Consider the following 19,359-nt stretch of genomic DNA (forward strand, 5'->3'; position numbering starts at 1 on the left):
CGCGATGACAACGACGGAATTCACGCTGACCGACGCGGAGCGGGCCGCGCTGCCCACCGACGAGGATGTCCGGTCGTACGCCGAGCGGGGCTGGTACCTCAGCCAGAAGCTGCTCACCGACGACGAGGTGGACACGCTCGTCGAGGCCAGCGAGCGGTTCTACGCGGGTCACCGTGACCGGCGGTTGCCCCGGCGGCCGGCGAAGCTGGCCTACTGGGAGCCCCAACACGGCGACGTGCAGCGGCACAACGACTACGTGCACTACGAGAGCGACGAGATCGCCGCGATCCTGCGCAAGCCGATCATCGGGGCGGTGGCGGCCCGGCTGGCGGAGGCGGCCGAGATTCGGGTGTTCCAGAGCACGCTGATCCTCAAGCCGCCGAGCCCCGGTGAGCCGACCAACATCGTGCCCTGGCACTTCGACCGCCACTACTGGCAGACCTGCACGTCCGAGCGGATGCTGACCGCGTTCATCCCGATGCACGGGTGCACCGATGAGATGGGCACGATCACGATGGTCGACGGCAGCAACAATTGGAAGGAGATCGGCGGCGACGACAAGACCACGAAGCACTTCGCCGAGCGCGACCGTTCCGAGCTGGAGGATCTGCTCGTCAGCAACGCCGAGTTCAACGGCGCTCAGGTCAACAAGATCCCCATGCACATCCCCAAGGGACACATGAGCTTCCACCACTGCCGCACCTACCACGGCAGCGGGGCCAACCGCAGTTCAGGTCCCCGGCGGGCCATCTCGCTGCATCTGCAGGACGGCGACAACCAGTACCGGCGGTTCCACCGTTCCGACGGCGACCTCGTCGTCTACAACCACGATTCCCTGGTACGTCGTGACGAGGCGGGTCTGCCCGACTACAGCGACCCGCAGTTCTGCCCGACCCTCTGGCGATCCTCACCCATCGAAGGTGAGAGCGCATGACCGTCGGCACGCCCCGGCCCGTGGCAGTCGCACGGGACCGGGGCGACGGCCGGCGCGACCCGTTGCTGTGGCCGGAGGAGTGCCTGTTCGCGGTGGCGCTCACGCTCGTCGCCGGGCTTGCACTGGTCACCGGGGCGCTCTCGTGGGCGGTGATCGCCGCGTCGGTCGTGCTGGTCGGCGCGCTGATCGCCGGGCTCGCGCTGTCGCGTCGTAGGCGTACCGCAGCGTCGGGCTCGGTGGCGCTCGACGCGGCGGCGCGGGCGGGCGGCGCGGCGAGGCTGGCCAGGACCGTGGGCGGGGTGGCCAGGACGGCGGTGCCGTTCCTGTCCTGCGTGGTGATCTACTCGAGTCTGCGCGACATCACCCCGGAGCTCGACTTCCCACTCGTCGATCCCGCGTTGATCGAGTTCGACCGGGCCGTCTTCGGCGGTGACGTCAGCCGTTGGCTCAACGACACCCTCGGCTCACCCGCGCTGACGTTGTTCATGGCGTTCTGCTACCTGAGCTACGGCCTGTCCCAGGCGGCGTGGGCCATCTCCTCGTACCTGCGGGGCCACGCGCGTGAATACCACGACTTCGCGCTCGCGATATCCATCACCGCGGTCGTCGGCTACTCCGGCTACGTGCTGGTGCCGGGGGTGGGTCCGCACATCTACCAGACCGACGTCTACGCCGACCCGCTCCCCGGTCACGACGGATCGATCGGAAGCGCGCTGGACGTCATCACCGCGGTCCAGGGTCCGGCACGGGATCTTTTCCCGAGCCTGCACACCGCCATGACGGTGGTGCTGATGGTCTACTTGTGGCGCGACGCCCGTCGGCTGTTCTGGTGGTACCTGCCGATCGGCCTGGGGCTGGTGTTGTCGACGCTGTACCTGCGCAAGCACTACGCCGTCGACCTGCTGGCCGGGACGGCTCTCGCGGTGCTCGCCGTGGTGGTGGCCGGCCGGGTCAACCGCTGGTGGTACCGGCCCCGGGCCGACCCTCCGGCCGGAGCAGCTCGGTCGTTCGCGCCGTCACCGCCGCGATGACCTGCGGATGGTCGAGGATGAAATGCCCCCCGTCGACAACGGTCAGGTCGAAGCGGTCGACCGTCTCCTGCTGCCAGGCCAGTGCGCCCGCCGCGTCGGCCATCCGGTCGTGCCGGCCCACCACGGCGGCGATCGGGCACGCCAACGCCGGCCGGGGTGGGCGGGCATAGGTCTCCGCCAGCCGCAGGTCGGTCCGCAGCACCGGCAGGGCGAGCCGCATCAGCGCCGGTTCGGCGAGGACGTTCGCCGGGGTGCCACCGAGGCGTCGCAGCGACTCGATCAGCCGGTCGTCGTCCAACGCGTGCAGGGGACGGTGGGCGAGACCGGCGGTGGGGCCATTACGCCCCGCGGCGATCAACAGCGCCGGGCCCGGGCCAGTGCGTGGCAGCGTCGCCGCCACCTCGTACGCCAGTAGCGCGCCGAAGCTGTGCCCGGCCAGAACGTACGGACCGGACACGCGGGCGCGCAACGTGTCGCACGTCGTGGCCACCAGCCGGGACCATTCGTCGATCGCCGGCTCCTGTCGGCGGGTGCCGTGCCCGGGCAGCTCCACCGGCTCGACTGTCACCCCGGCCGGAAGCCATCGCCTCCACCTGGTGAAATGCGCTGACGAGCCGCCGGCCGCCGGGAAGCCGAACACGGTCAGCGTCGGCGGAGCTGAGCTGCCGTTTCCTAGAGCTTTCTCCTCAACCGGGACGTGATCTATCAGCATTGACATCTCGCTTCTCGTCCGATGTACTTCAACGTACAGGGAAATCATCAGGCGGGGAATGGCCGCTGTGGTTCACCAAGACGGATGCGCGTGGGGGTGCCGTGGGGATGCGCCGCGACCGTCGCTCAGCCTCCAGGGCAGGCGTCACCGACATCGCGGTGGTGGGCGTCGGTTGCCGGTTCCCCGGCGACGTGGACGACCTCGACTCGCTGTGGCGCGTCCTGGAAGAGGGCCGCGACGTCACCGGTCGGGTGCCGGCCGGGCGTCCCGGCGCGGCCTCGCTCGACACGGTCGGCATCGGCGGGTTCCTGCCCGACATCGACCTGTTCGACGCGGAGTTCTTCGGTGTCTCGCCCCACGAGGCGCGCGAGATGGACCCGCAACAGCGCCTCCTCCTGACACTCGCCTGGCGCGCCATGGAGCACAGCGGCGTGCCGCTGCCGACCTGGTCCGGCAGCAACACCGGCGTCTACTTCGGCATCCTGGCCATGGACTACGCCGTCCTGCACGCCCGCACCCTCGGTGTCGACCACGTGGGAGCGCACTACGCGAGTGGCAAGGAATTCAGCTTCGGCTCGGGGCGGGTGGCGTACACGTTCGGCCTGAACGGGCCGTGCATGACCCTGACCGCCGCCTGCGCGTCCTCGCTGTTGGCGGTGCACCTCGCCGCGCGTGCCCTGGCGGCCGGCGACTGCGACACCGCGCTGGCCGGCGGGGTGAACCTGATGGTCGGTCCGGAGCTGACCCTCTACATGCGACGCATTCAGGCGCTGTCGCCGCAGGGGCTCTGCCGTCCGTTCGACGCGGCCGCCGACGGCGTGGTACGCGGCGAGGGCGGTGCCGTGGTCGTCCTCAAGAGGTACGCCGACGCCGTCGCCGACGGCGACCGGATCTGGGGCGTCATCAAGGGAAGCGCGACCAACCACGACGGCCGCAGCGCCGGTTTGACCGCGCCCAACGCCGTCGCCCAGGAGCAGCTGCTGCGCGCCGCGCTCCGCGATGCCAACGTGGCGCCCGCGGACGTCGGGTACGTCGAGGCACACAGCACCGGCACACCGCTGGGCGACCCGATCGAGCTCAGCGCGCTGGCGGCGGTCTTCGGTCCGGAGCGTGCACCGGAGCGCCCGCTGCTCATCGGCTCGCACAAGGCCAACTTCGGCCACCTCGACTCCGCCGCCGGCATCCTCGGCCTGCTCAAGGGCCTTCTCGTCGCGCGTACCGGCGTGGTGCCGCCGCAGATCAAGCTGGCGCAGCCGACGCCCCGGTTCGGCTGGTCCGGCTCGGGGCTGGCGGTCCCCACCACTCGTACGACGCTGCCAGACGCCCCGCAGCGCCTGACCGGCGTCAGCGCGTTCGGTCTGTCCGGCAGCAACGTCCACGTCGTGCTCGCGGCACCCGAGCAGGACCGCCCGGCGTCGGCCCCGGCACCTGTGTCCTGGCCGGTCCTGGTGCTGTCCGGTCCCACCGAGTCGGCACTGGCGGACCAGGTCACGCGGCACGCGGAGCTGCTCGACGATCCCGCCACGGCAGAGCCCGACCAGCTCGGCGACCTGCTGTTCAGCACCGGCGCCCGGCGTAGCCACCACACGCACCGGCTCGCGGTGACCGGCGCGACGGCCGCCGACCTGCGCGGTGCGTTGGCCGGTCACCAGCACGGCGAGAGATCCGCCAGCGCGGTCAGCGGGGAGCTGCTGCACGACGGGCCGGCGTACGTGGTGCAGGTGTTCTCCGGCCAGGGCTCGCAGTACCCGGGCATGGGCCTCGACCTCTACCGCGCCGACCCGACCATGCGCGCCACGCTCGACGAGTGCGATGCGCTGACGCGGCGGATCGCCGGGTGGTCACTGCTGGAGGAGCTGGGTCGTCGGACGGGCAGCCGGCTGTCCGACACCCGGCTCGCCCAGCCGGCGATCTTCGCGATCCAGATCGGGCTCTCCCGGCTCTGGGCGCGCTGGGGCGTTCCGCCGGATTCGGTCGTCGGCCACAGCATGGGCGAAGTCGCCGCGGCCTGCGCCGCCGGCGCGCTGTCGCTGGAGGACGCGCTGCGGGTCATCGTGCTGCGCGGAGAGTTGTTGCAGCCGGCCTCCGGCAGCGGGCGGATGGCCGCCGTCGCGCTGTCCGCCGACGAGGTCACCGCCGCCATCGAACGGCACGCCGAGGTCGTGATCGCCACGGTCAACGGGCCACGCTCGGTTGTGGTCGCCGGCCCGACCGCCGCCCTGGGTCGCCTCCTCGCCGACCTGACCGCCGCCGGGGCGCGGTGCGTGCCGCTGGCCGGCGACTACGCCTTTCACAGCCCGGCCGTCTCGGCGTACGGCGACGAGCTGGAGCGCCAGCTCGACGGGTTGACATCGACCACGCCGCGGGTGCCGATGCTGTCCAGCGTCGACCCGACCGATGTCGCACCGGAGTTCGGGCCGGCCTACTGGGGCCGCAACGTGCGTGACCCCGTGCTGTTCTGGCCGGCAATCGACCGGCTGCTGTCTCGGCGACCGGCGGTCTTCCTGGAGCTGGGCCCGCATCCGGTCCTGACCGGGCCGCTGACGGCGTCACTCGCGGCCCGCTCCCGTCGGGGTGCGGCGATCGGCAGCCTGGTCCGGGGGCGACCGCCGGTGGAGACCCTGACGCGAGCCCTCGCCGAGGCGTACACCGCTGGTGTCGCGGTGGACTGGGCGGCGGTGCACGGCGAGGGTCGGCGGTACAGTCCGCTGCCGCCGGTCCGGCTGAGCGGCGAGAGGTACTGGCTACCGAGCCCGGCGGTCCCGACTGCGGCGTCCGTCGCCCCGGCGTCACCGGAGACGGTGCGGGCGGGCTCCGCAGAGCATGCCGGCTCCGAGCATGCCCTGGCCGGGGTGGCACTGGGCGAGCTCCGAGCCGAGGTACGCCTCATCGCGCCGGACGGCACCGTCGTACAGATGCTGGCCGGGGTCGGAGTGCCGGCGGCCGCAAATAACGGGGGCGGTGGCCGGGACGGCAGAGCCCTCGGCGACGGACTCGGCACCGGCGCGGAGGCCAACGGCGTGCACGCCGACGGCGCGATTGCCGACGGCGCGGGTGCGACCGACGCGGAGACCAGTGGTGCGACGGCCAACGGTGCGACGGCCAACGGCGCGGTTGCGACAGGCGCGGGTGTCGGTGGCGGCGAGGTTGGTGGCGGGGTCGGCATCGGCGGCCGCGACGCCACCAACGCATCCGTCACCCGCGCCGGCAGGCAGTTGGAACGGGAGCGGATCGCGGCCCTGGTCAACGACGCGGCCGCCGAGGCTCTCGGCTATGAGCCCGGCCGGCGCCTAGCGCGCGGGCGTGGGTTCTTCGAGCTGGGCATGGACTCGCTCGCCCTGGTTACGCTCGTCAGCCGGCTCGAACGGGAGCTGGGGACCGTTCTCGGCGCTGCCGTCGGCATCGAGCACCCGACCATCGACGCCCTCACCGACCATCTCCTCGCCGAGGCGCTCCCGGCCGGGCCGCCGCGTCAGGCTGAGCCACCACTCCCGGCCGGGCCGCCGCGTCAGGCTGAGCCACCACTCCCGGCCGAGCCCCAGCGTCAGGCCGAGCCCCAGCGTCAGGGCGAGCCTTCGCGCGCTGTCGAGCCGCCGCGTCAGGGCGAGTCACGCTTCGCGGCGGGGTCGACGCTCCAGCCCGTACCGCCGTCGAGTTGCGACGCGGTCGCGCCGGTTGCCGGCGCACCCGTCGGCCACGGCACGGGGACGACTGCTTCGGTCGCCTCGCGGACGTCCGGGCCGGTCGCGTCGATCGCGCGTGGGCCGGCCGAGCCTATGGCGATCGTGGGCATCGGCTGCCGGCTGCCGCAGGCCGACGGCCCCGAGCAGTTCTGGCGGCTGTTGAGCGACGGCGTCGACGCCACCGGCGATGTCCCCGCGGACCGGTGGGACGCGGAGGCGCTGCTCGGCGCGGGGCCCGGGGCGCCCGGCACGGTGGTCACCCGCCGTGGCGGTTTCCTGGACCGGATCGACCTGTTCGACAACGCGTTCTTCCGGATCTCGGCCCGTGAGGCCCGCGCCATGGACCCGCAGCAGCGCCTCTTCCTCGAGGTGGCCTGGGAGGCGCTCGAGGACGCCGGGGTCACGCTCGAGCATCGGCGTTCCGCCCGCGTCGGCGTGTTCGTCGGCATGAACACCACCGACTACCAGCAGTTGCTCACCCGGCGTGCCCGGGACGTCGACCTCTACTACGGCACGGGTAACTCCTTCAGCGGGACGGCCGGGCGACTGTCGTACTTCCTGGACGTGCGCGGCCCGAGCCTGGCGATCGACACGGCGTGCTCGTCCTCGCTGGTCGCGGTGCACCTGGCCGTGCAGAGCCTGCGCGCGGGGGAAGCCGACATCGCGCTCGCCGGTGGGGTCAACGTGATGGTCAGGCCCACCGTGCACCTGGCCATGTCGGCGGCGGGCGCGCTGTCGCCCGACGGGCGCTGCAAGACCTTCGACGCCAGTGCCGACGGCTACGGTCGCGGTGAGGGCGCCGGGGTGGTGGTGCTCAAGCCGCTCGCACTGGCCGAGCGTGACGGTGACCGGGTGTACGCGGTGATACGCGGCAGCGCGGTCAACCACAACGGTGCGAGCGGCGGCCTGACGGTGCCCGGCGGCGAGGCACAGGAGGAGCTGATCCGGGCGGCGCTCGCCGTGGGCGGCGTCCCCGCGTCGGACGTGGACTACCTGGAGGCGCACGGCACCGGGACGGTGCTCGGCGACGCCGTGGAAGTGCGGGCGATCGCCCGTGCGCTCGGAGGCGGGCGTGAGCCGGACCGGCCGCTGCTGGTCGGGTCCGTCAAGACCAACATCGGTCACCTGGAAGCGGCCGCCGGTATCGCCGGGCTGATCAAGACCGCGCTGGCGCTACGCCACGGCGAGCTGCCCGCGCACCTGCACGTCTCCCAGCCCACGCGCCAGGTGGACTGGGCGCGGCTGCCGGTCCGGATCACCACGTCCACCACGGCGTGGCCGGCCACCGGTGGGCGGTCCCGGGTCGCCGGGGTGAGCGCGTTCGGGTTCACCGGGACCAACGCCCACGTGGTCCTCAGCGGGCCATCCACCCCAGCGTCGCCGCCGCAGGACGGTGCCGGGCACCTGACGCCGGGCGGCGGTCCCGCGTCGAGAGCCGGCGCGATCGTCTCCGGCCGGGCCCACCTCCTGGTCCTGTCGGCCGCCGGGGACAGCGCCCTGGCCGCCGCGCGCGACGGCTTCGCCCGGGCGCTCACCGCCGGGGCCAGCGGTGACCTCGGCGACATCTGCTACGCCGCGGCGGCCCGCCGGGCTCACCTGGAGCACCGGCTGGCGGTGGTGGGCCGTGGGCCCGTCGAGCTCGCCGCCGGACTGTCCGCTGGCGACGGCGCCCACCAGGGCGTGGCCTCCGGCGATGCCGAGCGCCTGGTGCTGGTGTACGGCGACCGCGTGGCGGTGGACTGGCGTGCCCTGGAGCGCGGCGAGTCCGCGTTCCGGGACACGGTGGACGCGCTCGACGACGGCGGCCTCGTGCGGGCCGCGCTGGTCGCCGGCGGCGCGGAGCGCGGCGAGCCCGCCGCCGTGCTGGCGGTCCAGCTCGCACTCGCCGCCGTGTGGGACGCGTACGGGCTGCGGCCCGACGTGGTCGTCGGTCGCGGCGTCGGCGAGTTGGCGGCGGCGTGCGCGGCCGGTGTGCTGGACCGGACCCGGGCGGTCCGCGCGGCGCTCGACGGCGCGACGGTCACCGTGGCGACGCCCGTCGACACGTCGGTGGCACCCGTGCTGTGGCTGGCCTCGGTGGGTGGGCCGGTGTCCGGTCCGCACCCGTTGACCGTGCGGACACCGGCGTCCGACTGGGACGGTGTGGCCGCGCCACTCGCGGCGGCGGGGGAGCGGGTGCTGCTCGCGGTCGACGCCGGGGCGGACGCCGCGACCATCGCGGCAGGACGAGAGCCGGGCGTCGTCGCGGTCGGGACGGACCTGAGCCGCGCCGACGGTTTCCTGGACGTCATCGCCCAGCTGCACGTGGCCGGCGTCGGCATCCGCTGGGAGACGCTGTTCGGCCACCGTCCCTACCGGGCGGTGCTGCCGCGCTACCCGTGGCAGCGACGCCGGCACTGGGCGGACACACCAGACCAGGCGACCGGCTCGGCGTCCGTCGCGGAGCGGCCGGCCCCCGCGACCGTGGCCGTCACGACCGGTGTGGCTGCCGCCGCAGTCTTACCCGACGCCGCCGCGAGCGTCATGCCCGAGGTGCAGGCCCGAGGTTCCGTCGGTGCCGCCCTGCCCGCCGACGTCCGGGACCGCTCTGCGGCGCGCACGTTCACCGTCCGCTGGCGTCGTGTCCCCGCGCCCCTCGCGGAGGCGACCGGACGGTGGCACGTCGTCCCACTCACGGGCGCGTCCGTCGAGGCGGGACAGCGGGTGGTCGACGGTCTGCGGCTCGCGGGCGTCGAGGCGACCTGGCGGCCATCGTCCGTCGGCTCGGCCCGCGACGACGACCGGGCCGGCACGCCGACCGACGGCGTACCGGAGGCCGACGCGCCGTGGGCCGATGTTCCGCCGGACCACGGGATCGTGCTGGTCGCGGCGGCCGCACCCGGCAGTGTGTCGGGCGACGTCCTGGTCGCGCGTGTGGTGCGGGCGGCCCGTCAGCTCCGCAACGGGCTCGACGTGGCACCCGGGCGGCTGCGCGTCGTCACCGCCGGGGCGTACCAGCCGACCGGCGCCGGCGAGGTCGACCCGGCGCAGGCTGCGGTCTGGGCGGCCGGGCGGGTGCTCGCGATGGAGGCGGCACCGGGGTGGGGCGGTCTGGTCGACATCGACCCGCGTGTACTCGGCACCGGCCCACGCGACGCGGACGGCGACTCCGGTCAGGCAGACGCCGGCTGGACTCCGGGCGACGCGGCCGGACTGGCCGGCGCGCTGACGGCACCGCGTGTGCCCCGCAGCGAGCCGGCCGAGGACGAGGTGTGCCTGCGCGACGGGATCTGGTACGCGTCCCGGCTGTCGTCGGCGGACCCGCTGCCCGCCGCGCTGCCCGAGTTCGACTGCGACCCGGACGCCTGGCACCTGGTGACCGACGCCCTGCGCCCGTCCAGCCGGCCGTTCGTCGACGTGCTCGTGCGCCGTGGCCTGCGCCGGCTGATCGTCGGGCAGACCACGCCGTCCGACATCGCGTCCCCCGGGGACGTCCGGCTCGGCGAGCTGACGGCGGCCGGCGTGGAGGTGCGACGCATCGACCTGACGGCGGCAGACCGTACGGCGGTCGATCTCGCGGCCGACCTGACACCGGAGGCGCTGGGCGCCCCGCTCGGCGGCGTGCTGATCATCGGGTTGCCCGCGCCGGCCGCCCCGCTCGACACCCTCGACGAGAACGCGGTGTCGAGGGCCCTGCGCTGGGCTGACGTCGTACACCGGCTGGACCTGGCGACCCGCGACCTGGCGCCGCCGCTGTTCTGCGTGACCGGCGCGGCGGCCGCGGTCTGGGGGGCCACCGGGATGGCCGCGCAGGCCGCCGCCGAGGGCGCGGTCGACGCGGTGACCACCGCCCGGGAGCGTGCCGGTCGACCCGTCCAGGTGGTCCGTTTCATGCCCGCCGACGACCCCGCGGAGCTGTCCCGGCGAGACCGGATGGTGATGGTCGACAGCGGCCTGCGGCCGCTGGCCGGCGCGGACGTGGGCGAGGCCTTCGAGGTGGCGCTCCGAGCGGGCCGGACCCGGGTCACGGTGGCGGACGTGGACGCTCCGCGGTACGCGCGGGTGTGCCGGGAGCGGGCCGACCGCGCGTTCCTCGCCGAGATCGGCGTCGAGCCCGTGGCGGGCGACAGCGGCGCGCCGGAGGCCGGGCCGTCCGCCGCGCCGCTGGCCGCCACCGTGCTGGCGCTGCCGGCCGAACGGCGGGCCGAGCACCTGCTGGAAGCGGTGCTCGACGCGGTGGCCGAGGTGCTGGGTGAGGCGTCCGGTGTGGACGTCCTGGCCCACCAGGGCTTCTTCGACCTCGGCATGGACTCGGTGATGTCGCTGAGCCTGCGCGGCTGGCTCGAACGCGCGCTGGGGGTCGACCTGCCGGCGACGCTCACGTTCGAGTTTCCCAACGCGTCGGCGCTCACCGATCACCTGCTGACGTTGCTCGATCCGGCTGCCGCCCCGGCCGGTGGCGCGCCGACCACCACGGCGCCCGGTCAGCTCGACGGGGCCGACGACGACCTGGCGGCGATGCCCGAGGACGAGCTGATCGCGCGGCTGTCGGCCGCGCTCGCGGAGGGAGGCTGAGATGACGACGACGGCTCCGCGTACCCCGGACAGCCGACGGCTGATGGCCGACGCGCTGCGCACCATCGAGGATCTGCGCCGCCGTCTGGCCGACAGCCGTGACGGCTGGCTCGACGAGCCGATCGCCATCGTCGGGATGGCCTGCCGCTTTCCCGGCGGCGTGCACTCGCCGGAGGAGTTCTGGACGCTGCTGCGCAACGGGGTGGACACGACCTCGGAGTTCCCGCCGGAGCGCGCCGACGCTCGGGCGTACCACCACCCGGACCCGGAGGAGCCGGGCAAGGCGTACACGATCCGGGGCGCCTTCCTCGACCAGGTCGACCGGTTCGAGCCGGAGGCGTTCGGCATCTCCCCGCGCGAGGCGCTGGGCATGGACCCACAGCACCGCATCGCGCTGGAGATCTGCTGGGAGGGGCTGGAGCGTGCCGGCTACGCGCCCGACCGGCTCGACGGTTCGCGCACCGGCGTCTACTTCGGGGTGAGCACGACCGACTACGTACGCGCCCGCCAGGCCGTCGGCGACATCAACGACGTGGACTTCTACCAGCTCACCGGCGAGCCCAGCTTCCTGGCCGGCCGCATCTCGTACCTGCTCGGGTTGCGGGGGCCGAGCAAGGTCGTCGACACCTCCTGCTCGTCGTCACTGGTCGCCCTGCACGAGGCGTGCCAGGCGCTGCGGCTGCGGGAGTGCGACCTGGCGCTGGCGGGCGGCGTGAACCTGCTGCTGTCCCCGTACGGCTTCGTGATGATGAGCAAGTTCCGTGGGCTGTCCGCCGACGGGAGGTGTAAGACGTTCGACGCGTCGGCCGACGGGTACGCCCGCGGGGAGGGCGCCGGTGTCGTGGTGCTCAAGCGGCTGTCCGCCGCGCTGGCCGACAACGACCCGATCGTCGCCGTCGTCCGCGGCTCGGCGGTCAACCACGACGGTCGTTCCAGCGGCCTCACCGTGCCGAACCCGCTCGCCCAGCAGGACGTCGTCGGCGCGGCCATGACCCAGGCCGGCGTCGGGCCAGACGGCGTGGACTACATCGAGGCGCACGGGACGGGCACCTCGCTCGGTGACCCCATCGAGCTGCGCTCGCTGGAAGCCGTCATCGGCCGGCACCGCCGCGTCGACGACCCGCTGCTGGTGGGCTCGGTCAAGACGAACATCGGGCACCTGGAGCCGGCCGCCGGCATCGCCGGCCTGTTCAAGGTCGTCCTGGCCATGTCGCACGGTGAGATCCCACCGCACCTGCACCTGAGCGAGCCGAACCCGAACCTGGACTGGTCCGGTCTGCACGTTCGGGTGCCCGTCGCGTGCACGCCGTGGCCGGACCGGGGCCACCCGCGTACCGGGGGAGTGAGCAGCTTCGGCGCCAGCGGGACCAACGCGCACGTCGTGGTCGTGGCACCGCCGGCCGGTGCCGACCGCACCGCCTCGCAGCCGCCGTACGGGCTGTTCCTGGCCTCCGCGCGCACCGAGGAGGCGCTGCGCGAGACGGCCGACCGGCACGCGCGGTGGCTGCGCGGTCCCCACGCCCCGTCCCTCGGGGACTCCTGCTACACCACGCACGTCGGCCGCGCGGTCCAGGTCCACGGCCTCGCGGTGACCGCGGCGGACACCGACGAACTGGCGGACGTCCTGTCGGCGTATGCCCAGGGCCGCCAACCGCGCGGGCTGACGGTCGCCGCGCTGCCCCGCCGCCGCAGTCGCAAGGTCGCGTGGCTGTTCACCGGCCAGGGCGCCCAGTACCAGGGCATGGCCCGGGGACTGCGCGGGCACGCCGCCTTCCGCTCCGCGTTCGACGAGGCCGCCGCGCTGTTCGACACCGGGTTGCCCCGGCCCCTGGCGGACGTGTTGTGGGCCGACGGCGCGACGCCGCTCGACGACACCCGGTACACCCAGCCGGCGCTGTTCGCGGTCGAGTACGCGCTGGCCCAGATGTGGCTCTCCTGGGGCCTGCGGCCGTCCGCGGTGGCCGGGCACAGCGTCGGCGAGCTGGTCGCCGCCTGCGTCGCCGGCGTGCTGGACCTGCCCGCCGCCGCGACCCTGGTGGCCGCGCGGTCGAGGTTGATGGCCGAGCTGCCGTCGGGTGGTGCGATGGCCGCCGCCGGCTGCGCCGAGGAGGTCGCCGTCGCGGCGATCGACGGGTACGCGGACACGGTCGCCGTCGCCGCGGTCAACGGGCCGACCGACGTCACCATCTCGGGGGACGCCGCACACCTGGGTACCGTCCTGGAGCGGCTGGCGACCGACGGCGTTCGCACCCGGCGGCTGACCGTGTCGCACGCGTTCCACTCGCCGCTGATCCGGCCCATGCTGGAGCCCTTCCGAGCGGTGCTGGCCGGGCTGTCGTTCCGCCCGCCGCGCATTCCGCTGGCGTCCAACGTCACCGGCCGGCTGTGGGGCGACGACGAGGTCGGCCCGGACTACTGGCTGCGGCACGCGGCCGGCGCGGTCCGCTTCCGCGACGGGGTGCGCGCGTTGCACGACGCGGGCGTCCGCACCTTCGTGGAGCTCGGGCCGGCGCCGGTGCTGACGGCCCTCGCCGCGCGCTCCCTCGCCGGTGAGCCGGAGTGCGCGTTCGTGCCGACGCTGCGGCGGGGCGGTGAGGACCTGCGTGAGGTGCTCGGCGCGGTCGGCACCGTGAGCCTGCGAGGTTCGCGTCCGGACTGGCGGGCCTTCCACGAGGGCGAAGAGGTCCGCACGGTACCGCTGCCGACGACGCCGTGGCGCGGCGCGCACTACTGGTTCCGCGAGGTCGGGCCGGTGGCCGTGCCGGTGCCTGCGGCGGACGCCAGCGAGGAGACCCGGGCCGCCGTCGTGGGCGGCGACATCCCGGGCGTCGGCCGCCGCCTACCGGGACCGGCGCCGGCGTACGAGGTGACGCCCGAGGCGCTGCCCGGCGAGTCGCCGGGCCTGGGCGCGGTCCTGGACGTGGCGGCCCGGGCCGCTGCGGACTGTCTGGGTGGCGTGTGGCGGTGCGCCGAGGATCTGACCGTCCACGCGTCCGTCCCGGCCGGCGATCGTGGTCACCTGCGGCTCACCGTCACGGCGCGGGACGACGGCTCGGCCGCCTGGGAGCTGGTCGGGGCCACGGCGGCACGCGAGGCGCTGGCCGCGCCGTGGATCCGCTACGCCAGCGGACTACTGCGTCGTCGGTGGCCGGCCGACCGCCCGTACCCCAACGCGGTGACCGCCGCCTCCATGCCGGAGATCTCGGTGCCGGACGGCGCGGGTTGGCACGAGGTGCTCGACGCCGCGCGCGTCGCGCTCACGGTGGCGGGCGTGGCGGAGCCGGAGGCCGGGTCGACGGTCGCCGGCTGCGGCGCGCTCGGCGCAGCGCCCACGGCGGTCAGTGGCCCCGTGGCGCCGGGCGGCGTACGGGCGGTGCGGGTCCGCGCCGGGTCCGTGCGCGCGGTCGGCGACACGGTGACCGGCGCGGTCGACCTGCTCGACGCCGACGGCGTCCCGATCGGCCACGCGCAGGACGTGATCGTCGCGCCGGTGCCCGCGCCGGCACAGTGGGAGGATCCGGCCGACCTGCTCTACGAGCAGACCTGGGTGCCCCTGCCCGGGCCGTCCCCGCAGCCCTCGACCGACCTGGCCGGACGGAGCTACCTGCTGGTGGCCGACCTGGCGGGTCGGGACGCCGCGCTGGTGACCGGGCTGGCCGCGCTGCTGCGCGAGCGGGACGCCGCGGTGACGGTGGCCGCGCCGCCGGTGGTGGGGGAGGGTCCGGACTGCCGGCCTGATCCCGACGCCGTCCGGGAGCTGGTGACCGCCTGGTCTGCCGGCCCGGGCCGCCCCTCGCTCGTGGTGGTCCTGACCGGGCTCGACGCGCCCACGTCGACGGACTGCGACGCGGGGCGCCTGGAGGAGTACGCCGGGCGCGCGGACCTGACGACCCTCGCACTCCTCGGCGCGATGCTCGACGACCCGGAGTGCGCCGGCTCCCGACTCACGCTGGTGACCCGGGCTGCCATGCGGGTGCCGACAGAGACCGCCGCCACCGCTCCGGACGCTGCCGCTCCGGACGCCGCCGCGCCGGTCGCCGGCACGCTGTGGGGTCTGGGTCGGGTGCTGGCGCTGGAGCACCCGGACCGGTGGGGCGGCGCGATCGACCTGGACCCGGACCGCTGGCCTGGCGAGGACCGGCTGCTGCTGGCCGCGCTGACCACGGGTGGGCTGATCACCGCCGATCCGTCCGGTGCCGACCCCGCCGACGGAGAGGACGGCTACGACGACCAGCAGGCGCTGCGCGCCGATCGTCGGTACGCGCTGCGCCTGGTGCCCGCACCGGTGCCACCCGAGGCGCTGCGCCGTCGGCCGCCGGTCCACGGCGAGGCCACGTACCTGATCACCGGAGCCTTCGGTGGGATCGGCCTGGCCGTCGCGGAGTGGCTGGCCCGCGCCGGCGCCGGTCGCCTGGTGCTGCTCGCCCGCACGCCGCTGCCGGGGCGGGACGGCTGGGCGGACGCGACCGGGGAGGCGGCGCGGCGGATCGGAGCCGTACGGCGACTGGAGCGGTTGGGAACCACTGTCGACGTGGTCGCCGCGGACGTGGTCGACGAGGCGGCGATGACGAGCGTGTTCGCCGCACTGGCGGGCAACCCCCTTTCGCTGCGCGGGGTCGTCCACGCGGCCGGTGTCTCCGAGCCCGAGTTCGCCCGTGCGGCCACCGCTGCGGCGTACCGGCGGGTGTGGCGGCCGAAGGTGATCGGCGGCTGGCTGCTGCACCAGCTCACGCGCGGCGCCCAGCTCGACTTCTTCATCGGTTTCTCGTCGATAGCCGCGACCTGGGGCTCGCAGCACCTGGCCAGCTACGCGGCCGGCAACGCGTTCCTCGACGCGCTAGCCGGGCACCGCGACGCCGCCGGACTGCCGGCCCTGTCCGTCGCGTGGGGTCCGTGGGACCTGCCCTCCGCGCTCTTCGGCGACGAGGTGATGGCGTTCCTGAGGGCCACCGGGCTGCGGCCGTTGCCGGCCGACCAGAGCATCCGGATGCTGACGGCGCTCGCGGCCGGCGACGCCTCGCAGCGGGTGGTGTGCGCGGTGGACTGGTCGGTGTTCAAGCCGGTCGTGCAGGCCCGCACGGAGCGGCCGATGCTGCGCGGCATCACCGCCGACGAACCGGTTGCGGACGACGTCGCGGAGGCGCCGCTGGTGGCCGGCCTGCGCGCCGAGCGCGATCCACGCCGGGTACGGGCGACGCTCGGGGCGTACGCGGTCGAGTTGGCGACGGACGTCCTGGGCGCCGGTTCGGACGCCCTCGACGAGGAGAGCGACGTGCTGGCCAGCGGCATGGACTCGCTCATGGTCATGGACGCGGTCCGTCGCTGTCGACGGGACCTCGGCCTCACCGTGCGCGCCGGTGACCTGCTCACGCTCGCCACCCCGGCACAGTGGGCGGACCTGTTCGTCGGGCTGCTGTCCGACGGGTCCGTCGGCGCGTCCGCCGACGGCGGCGAGCCCCTCGCCGACCCGACCGGCGACATCCTTGCGGCTGCCCAGGCGAGCGACCCGGCGTGGATCGCGGGAGACGTGACCCTCGCGCCGGACATCCGGGTGGTCGGCGACCCGCCGGCCCGTGTAAGCGATCCCCGGCACGTCCTGCTGACCGGCGCCACCGGCTTCGTCGGCGGCTATCTGCTGCACACCCTGCTGGAGACGACCACGGCCCGGGTGTGGTGCCTGGTGCGGTGCGCCGACGAGGAAACCGGTCTGCGACGGCTGCTGGACAACATCCAGCGCTACCTCCCCCTGCCGGCCACGGCGGTCGACCGGATCACCGTGCTGCCGGGCGACCTGGGGCAGCCCAGGCTGGGCCTGTCCGCCGACCGGTACGACGAACTCGCCGCGCAACTGGACGGGATCTACCACTGCGGCGCCCGGGTGCACTTCGGCTACAACTACCACCAACTCCGGCCGGACAACATCACGGGCACCGAGGAGATCCTGCGGTTGGCCGCGCGTGGCCGGCCGACCGCGGTCCACCACGTCTCGACGTACGGCATCTGGGGCCTGCCGGCTCCGGGCCGGGACGTCGTCGGTGAGGACGACGACATCGCCACGGCCGGTCGGCTGGTGACCGGCTACGTGCAGACCAAGTGGGCGGCGGAGCGGTTGGTCGAGCTGGCCCGCGCACGTGGCGTACCGGCGGACATCTACCGGCCGGGCCGGGTGCTGGGCGACTCACGCACCGGCGCGAGCCTGACCACCCACTTCACCACGCGGGTCATGAAGGGGTGCGTGCAGCTCGGGTTGGCTCCGGACATCGACATCAAGGTGGAGATGACACCTGTCGACTATGTGGTGAGCGCGCTGGTGCACATCTCCCGTTACGGCCCGGCCCTCGGTGGCACGTACCACCTGGTGAGCCCGTACAAGGCCCTGTTCGCCGATGTGGTGCGGGCGCTGCGCCGGCACGGCTTCGCGGTCGAGGTCGTGCCCGTCGAAGAGTGGTGGCAGGCGCTCAAGGCGACCTATGCCGTCGGCGCGAACGAGCTGCACCCGATCATGCCGGTGGTCCAGGAGTTCGTGGTCGGCGGCGAGGAGGCAGTCCACTACGCCGTCGGCAACACCGAGGAACAACTGCGGGGCACCGAGGTCCGGTGTCCGCCGTTGGATGACGACCTACTCGACACCTACCTGCGCTGGATGGTGCGGACCGGCTACCTGCCCGCTCCCGCAGCGGCCGATGAAGGAGCTTGAACGATATGACTGATCATCCGCGCAGCACGCCGGAGTACGACGTCGCGATCATCGGGTCCGGCCTGTCCGGCACGATGCTGGCCGCCTGCCTGGCCCGCAACGGTGCGAAGGTGCTGATCGTCGACGGCACGACCCATCCGCGGTTCGCCATCGGCGAGTCGACCATCCCGGCGACGTCGATGATGATGCGGCTGGTCAGCGAGCGGTACGGGGTCCCCGAGATCAAGTGGCTGTCCACCTTCGAGGGCGTCCAGTCCAAGATCAATACGACGTCCGGGGTCAAGCGCAACTTCGGGTTCGTCTACCACCGGCCGGGGGAGCGCCAGGACCCGCGCGAGACCCACATGTTTCCGATCCCGAAGGTTACCCACACCGAGAGTCACTTCTACCGCCAGGACATCGACAACTGGATGCTGACGGTCGCCGCCAAGTATGGCACCACGGTCCGCCAGCAGGTGCGGATCACCGGCGTGGAGATCGACGACGACGGCGCCACGCTCAATCACACCGGCGGCCACTTCCGGGCCAAGTTCGTGGTCGACGCCAGCGGTTTCCGCTCGGTGCTGGCCGAGCAGTTCGGCCTGCGGGAGGAACCGACCCGGTTCCGACACCAGTCGCGGTCGCTGTTCACCCACATGGTCGGCATCCGGCCGTACGACGAGTTGGCCCCCAAGTCCCGGTACGGGCACCCCAGCCCGTGGCACGACGGCACCCTGCACCACCTGTTCCGCGGCGGCTGGATGTGGGTCATCCCGTTCGACAACCACCTGCGGGGCACCAACGACCTGTGCAGCGTCGGCCTGCAGCTCGATCCGCGGATCCACCCGGTTCCGGACTGCTCACCGGAGGAGGAGTTCCGCCGGTTCATCGCGCAGTACCCGGACATCGAGCCGCAGTTCGCCGAGGCCCGGTCGGTGCGTGACTGGACCCGCACCGGCCGGCTGCAGTACTCGTCGCGGCAGACGGTCGGCTACCGGTGGTGCCTGACCTCCCACGCGGCGGGCTTCCTGGACCCGCTGTTCTCCCGGGGACTGTCGAACTCGCTGGAGACGATGCACGCGCTCGTGCACCGCCTGCTGTCCGCGATCGAGGACGACGACTTCTCGGTCGAGCGGTTCGAGTACATGCAGGAGTTCGAGCAGGGTCTGCTGGACTTCAACGACGACCTGGTCGCCAACGCCTACACGTCGTTCGGCGACTGGCGGCTGTGGGACGCCTGGTTCCGGATCTGGTCGCTCGGGCAGTTCATCGCCACCTTCGAGGTGAATCGGGCGTACGCCCGGTTCCTGGACACCCGTGACCCGGCGGTGCTGGCCCCGCTGGAGCGGCCGTGGTGGCGGGGTCGGGTCATCCCGCAGGACTCGCCGTACGGAGCGGTCATGGTCCTGTTGCAGCAGGTCAACGACATGACCCGGGCGGTGCAGGAGGGGCGGGCGGAGTCCGGGGCAACGGCGGCGGAGCTGCTGCGACTGCTGCGCGCGGCGGACTTCGTGCCGCCCGCGTGGGGCCTGGCCGACCCGGACAACCAGTGGACCGACGCCAACTTCTTCGAGATCGGCAAGACCCTGCGCTGGGCTCGCAAGAAGGCGCCGAAGGCCGTCGGTGACCTCACGTACGACGGCCTGACGCTCTTCATGAGGAAGCGCTTCTCGCCCGGCGAGTTCGCCGTGGGCGAGGAACTCAAGCACCTTATCGCGCGCTGGCCCGTGATCGGTAAGCGGCTCCGCGTCCCGACGCCGAAGTGAATC

Annotated in this window: 6 protein-coding genes; 5 read left to right on the forward strand and 1 reads right to left on the reverse strand. The window is 73.7% G+C overall.

From position 1 onward, the window contains the following. Positions 1 to 4 precede the first annotated feature (4 nt). Complete coding sequence (locus tag ACLQ24_RS05390; protein WP_425889265.1) at positions 5 to 934, forward strand: phytanoyl-CoA dioxygenase family protein; 930 nt, start codon at positions 5 to 7, stop codon at positions 932 to 934. Next, positions 931 to 1,965, forward strand: coding sequence for a phosphatase PAP2 family protein (locus ACLQ24_RS05395; RefSeq protein WP_425889267.1), 1,035 nt, complete (start codon positions 931 to 933; stop codon positions 1,963 to 1,965). Before ACLQ24_RS05390 ends, ACLQ24_RS05395 begins: the two co-directional genes overlap by 4 nt. On the opposite strand, the gene ACLQ24_RS05400 is transcribed toward ACLQ24_RS05395, so the two are convergent. Then, positions 1,886 to 2,725: a thioesterase II family protein gene (locus ACLQ24_RS05400; RefSeq protein ID WP_425889269.1), complete on the reverse strand. Its 840-nt coding sequence runs from the start codon at positions 2,723 to 2,725 to the stop codon at positions 1,886 to 1,888. The two genes, ACLQ24_RS05395 and ACLQ24_RS05400, sit on opposite strands and share 80 nt — an antisense overlap. 59 nt (positions 2,726 to 2,784) lie before the next feature. Here ACLQ24_RS05400 and ACLQ24_RS05405 point away from each other — a divergent pair, with 59 nt between their 5' ends. Genes ACLQ24_RS05405 through ACLQ24_RS05415 form a run of 3 tightly spaced genes read left to right on the forward strand, consistent with a single transcriptional unit; the run spans position 2,785 to position 19,356 of the window. Then, on the forward strand, positions 2,785 to 10,914 hold the full coding sequence (locus ACLQ24_RS05405; RefSeq protein ID WP_425889271.1) for a type I polyketide synthase: 8,130 nt from the start codon (positions 2,785 to 2,787) through the stop codon (positions 10,912 to 10,914). A gap of 1 nt (position 10,915) precedes the next feature. Next, positions 10,916 to 17,611 (forward strand): thioester reductase domain-containing protein, encoded by a 6,696-nt coding sequence (locus tag ACLQ24_RS05410; protein ID WP_425889272.1) that lies wholly within the window; start codon positions 10,916 to 10,918, stop codon positions 17,609 to 17,611. A 5-nt stretch (positions 17,612 to 17,616) separates the two neighbouring features. Beyond that, positions 17,617 to 19,356 (forward strand): NAD(P)/FAD-dependent oxidoreductase, encoded by a 1,740-nt coding sequence (locus tag ACLQ24_RS05415; protein WP_425889273.1) that lies wholly within the window; start codon positions 17,617 to 17,619, stop codon positions 19,354 to 19,356. Positions 19,357 to 19,359 lie beyond the last annotated feature (3 nt).

The organism is Micromonospora sp. DT4, from assembly GCF_049841675.1.
GTDB lineage: Bacteria > Actinomycetota > Actinomycetes > Mycobacteriales > Micromonosporaceae > Micromonospora.

Bases quoted from the DNA above. Each gene is read 5' to 3' on its own strand.
- ACLQ24_RS05395 (WP_425889267.1), top strand. From the start codon at position 931: ATGACCGTCGGCACGCCCCGGCCCGTGGCAGTCGCACGGGACCGGGGC.
- ACLQ24_RS05415 (WP_425889273.1), top strand. From the start codon at position 17,617: ATGACTGATCATCCGCGCAGCACGCCGGAGTACGACGTCGCGATCATC.
- ACLQ24_RS05410 (WP_425889272.1), top strand. From the start codon at position 10,916: ATGACGACGACGGCTCCGCGTACCCCGGACAGCCGACGGCTGATGGCC.
- ACLQ24_RS05390 (WP_425889265.1), top strand. From the start codon at position 5: ATGACAACGACGGAATTCACGCTGACCGACGCGGAGCGGGCCGCGCTG.
- ACLQ24_RS05400 (WP_425889269.1), bottom strand. From the start codon at position 2,725: ATGATTTCCCTGTACGTTGAAGTACATCGGACGAGAAGCGAGATGTCA.
- ACLQ24_RS05405 (WP_425889271.1), top strand. From the start codon at position 2,785: ATGCGCCGCGACCGTCGCTCAGCCTCCAGGGCAGGCGTCACCGACATC.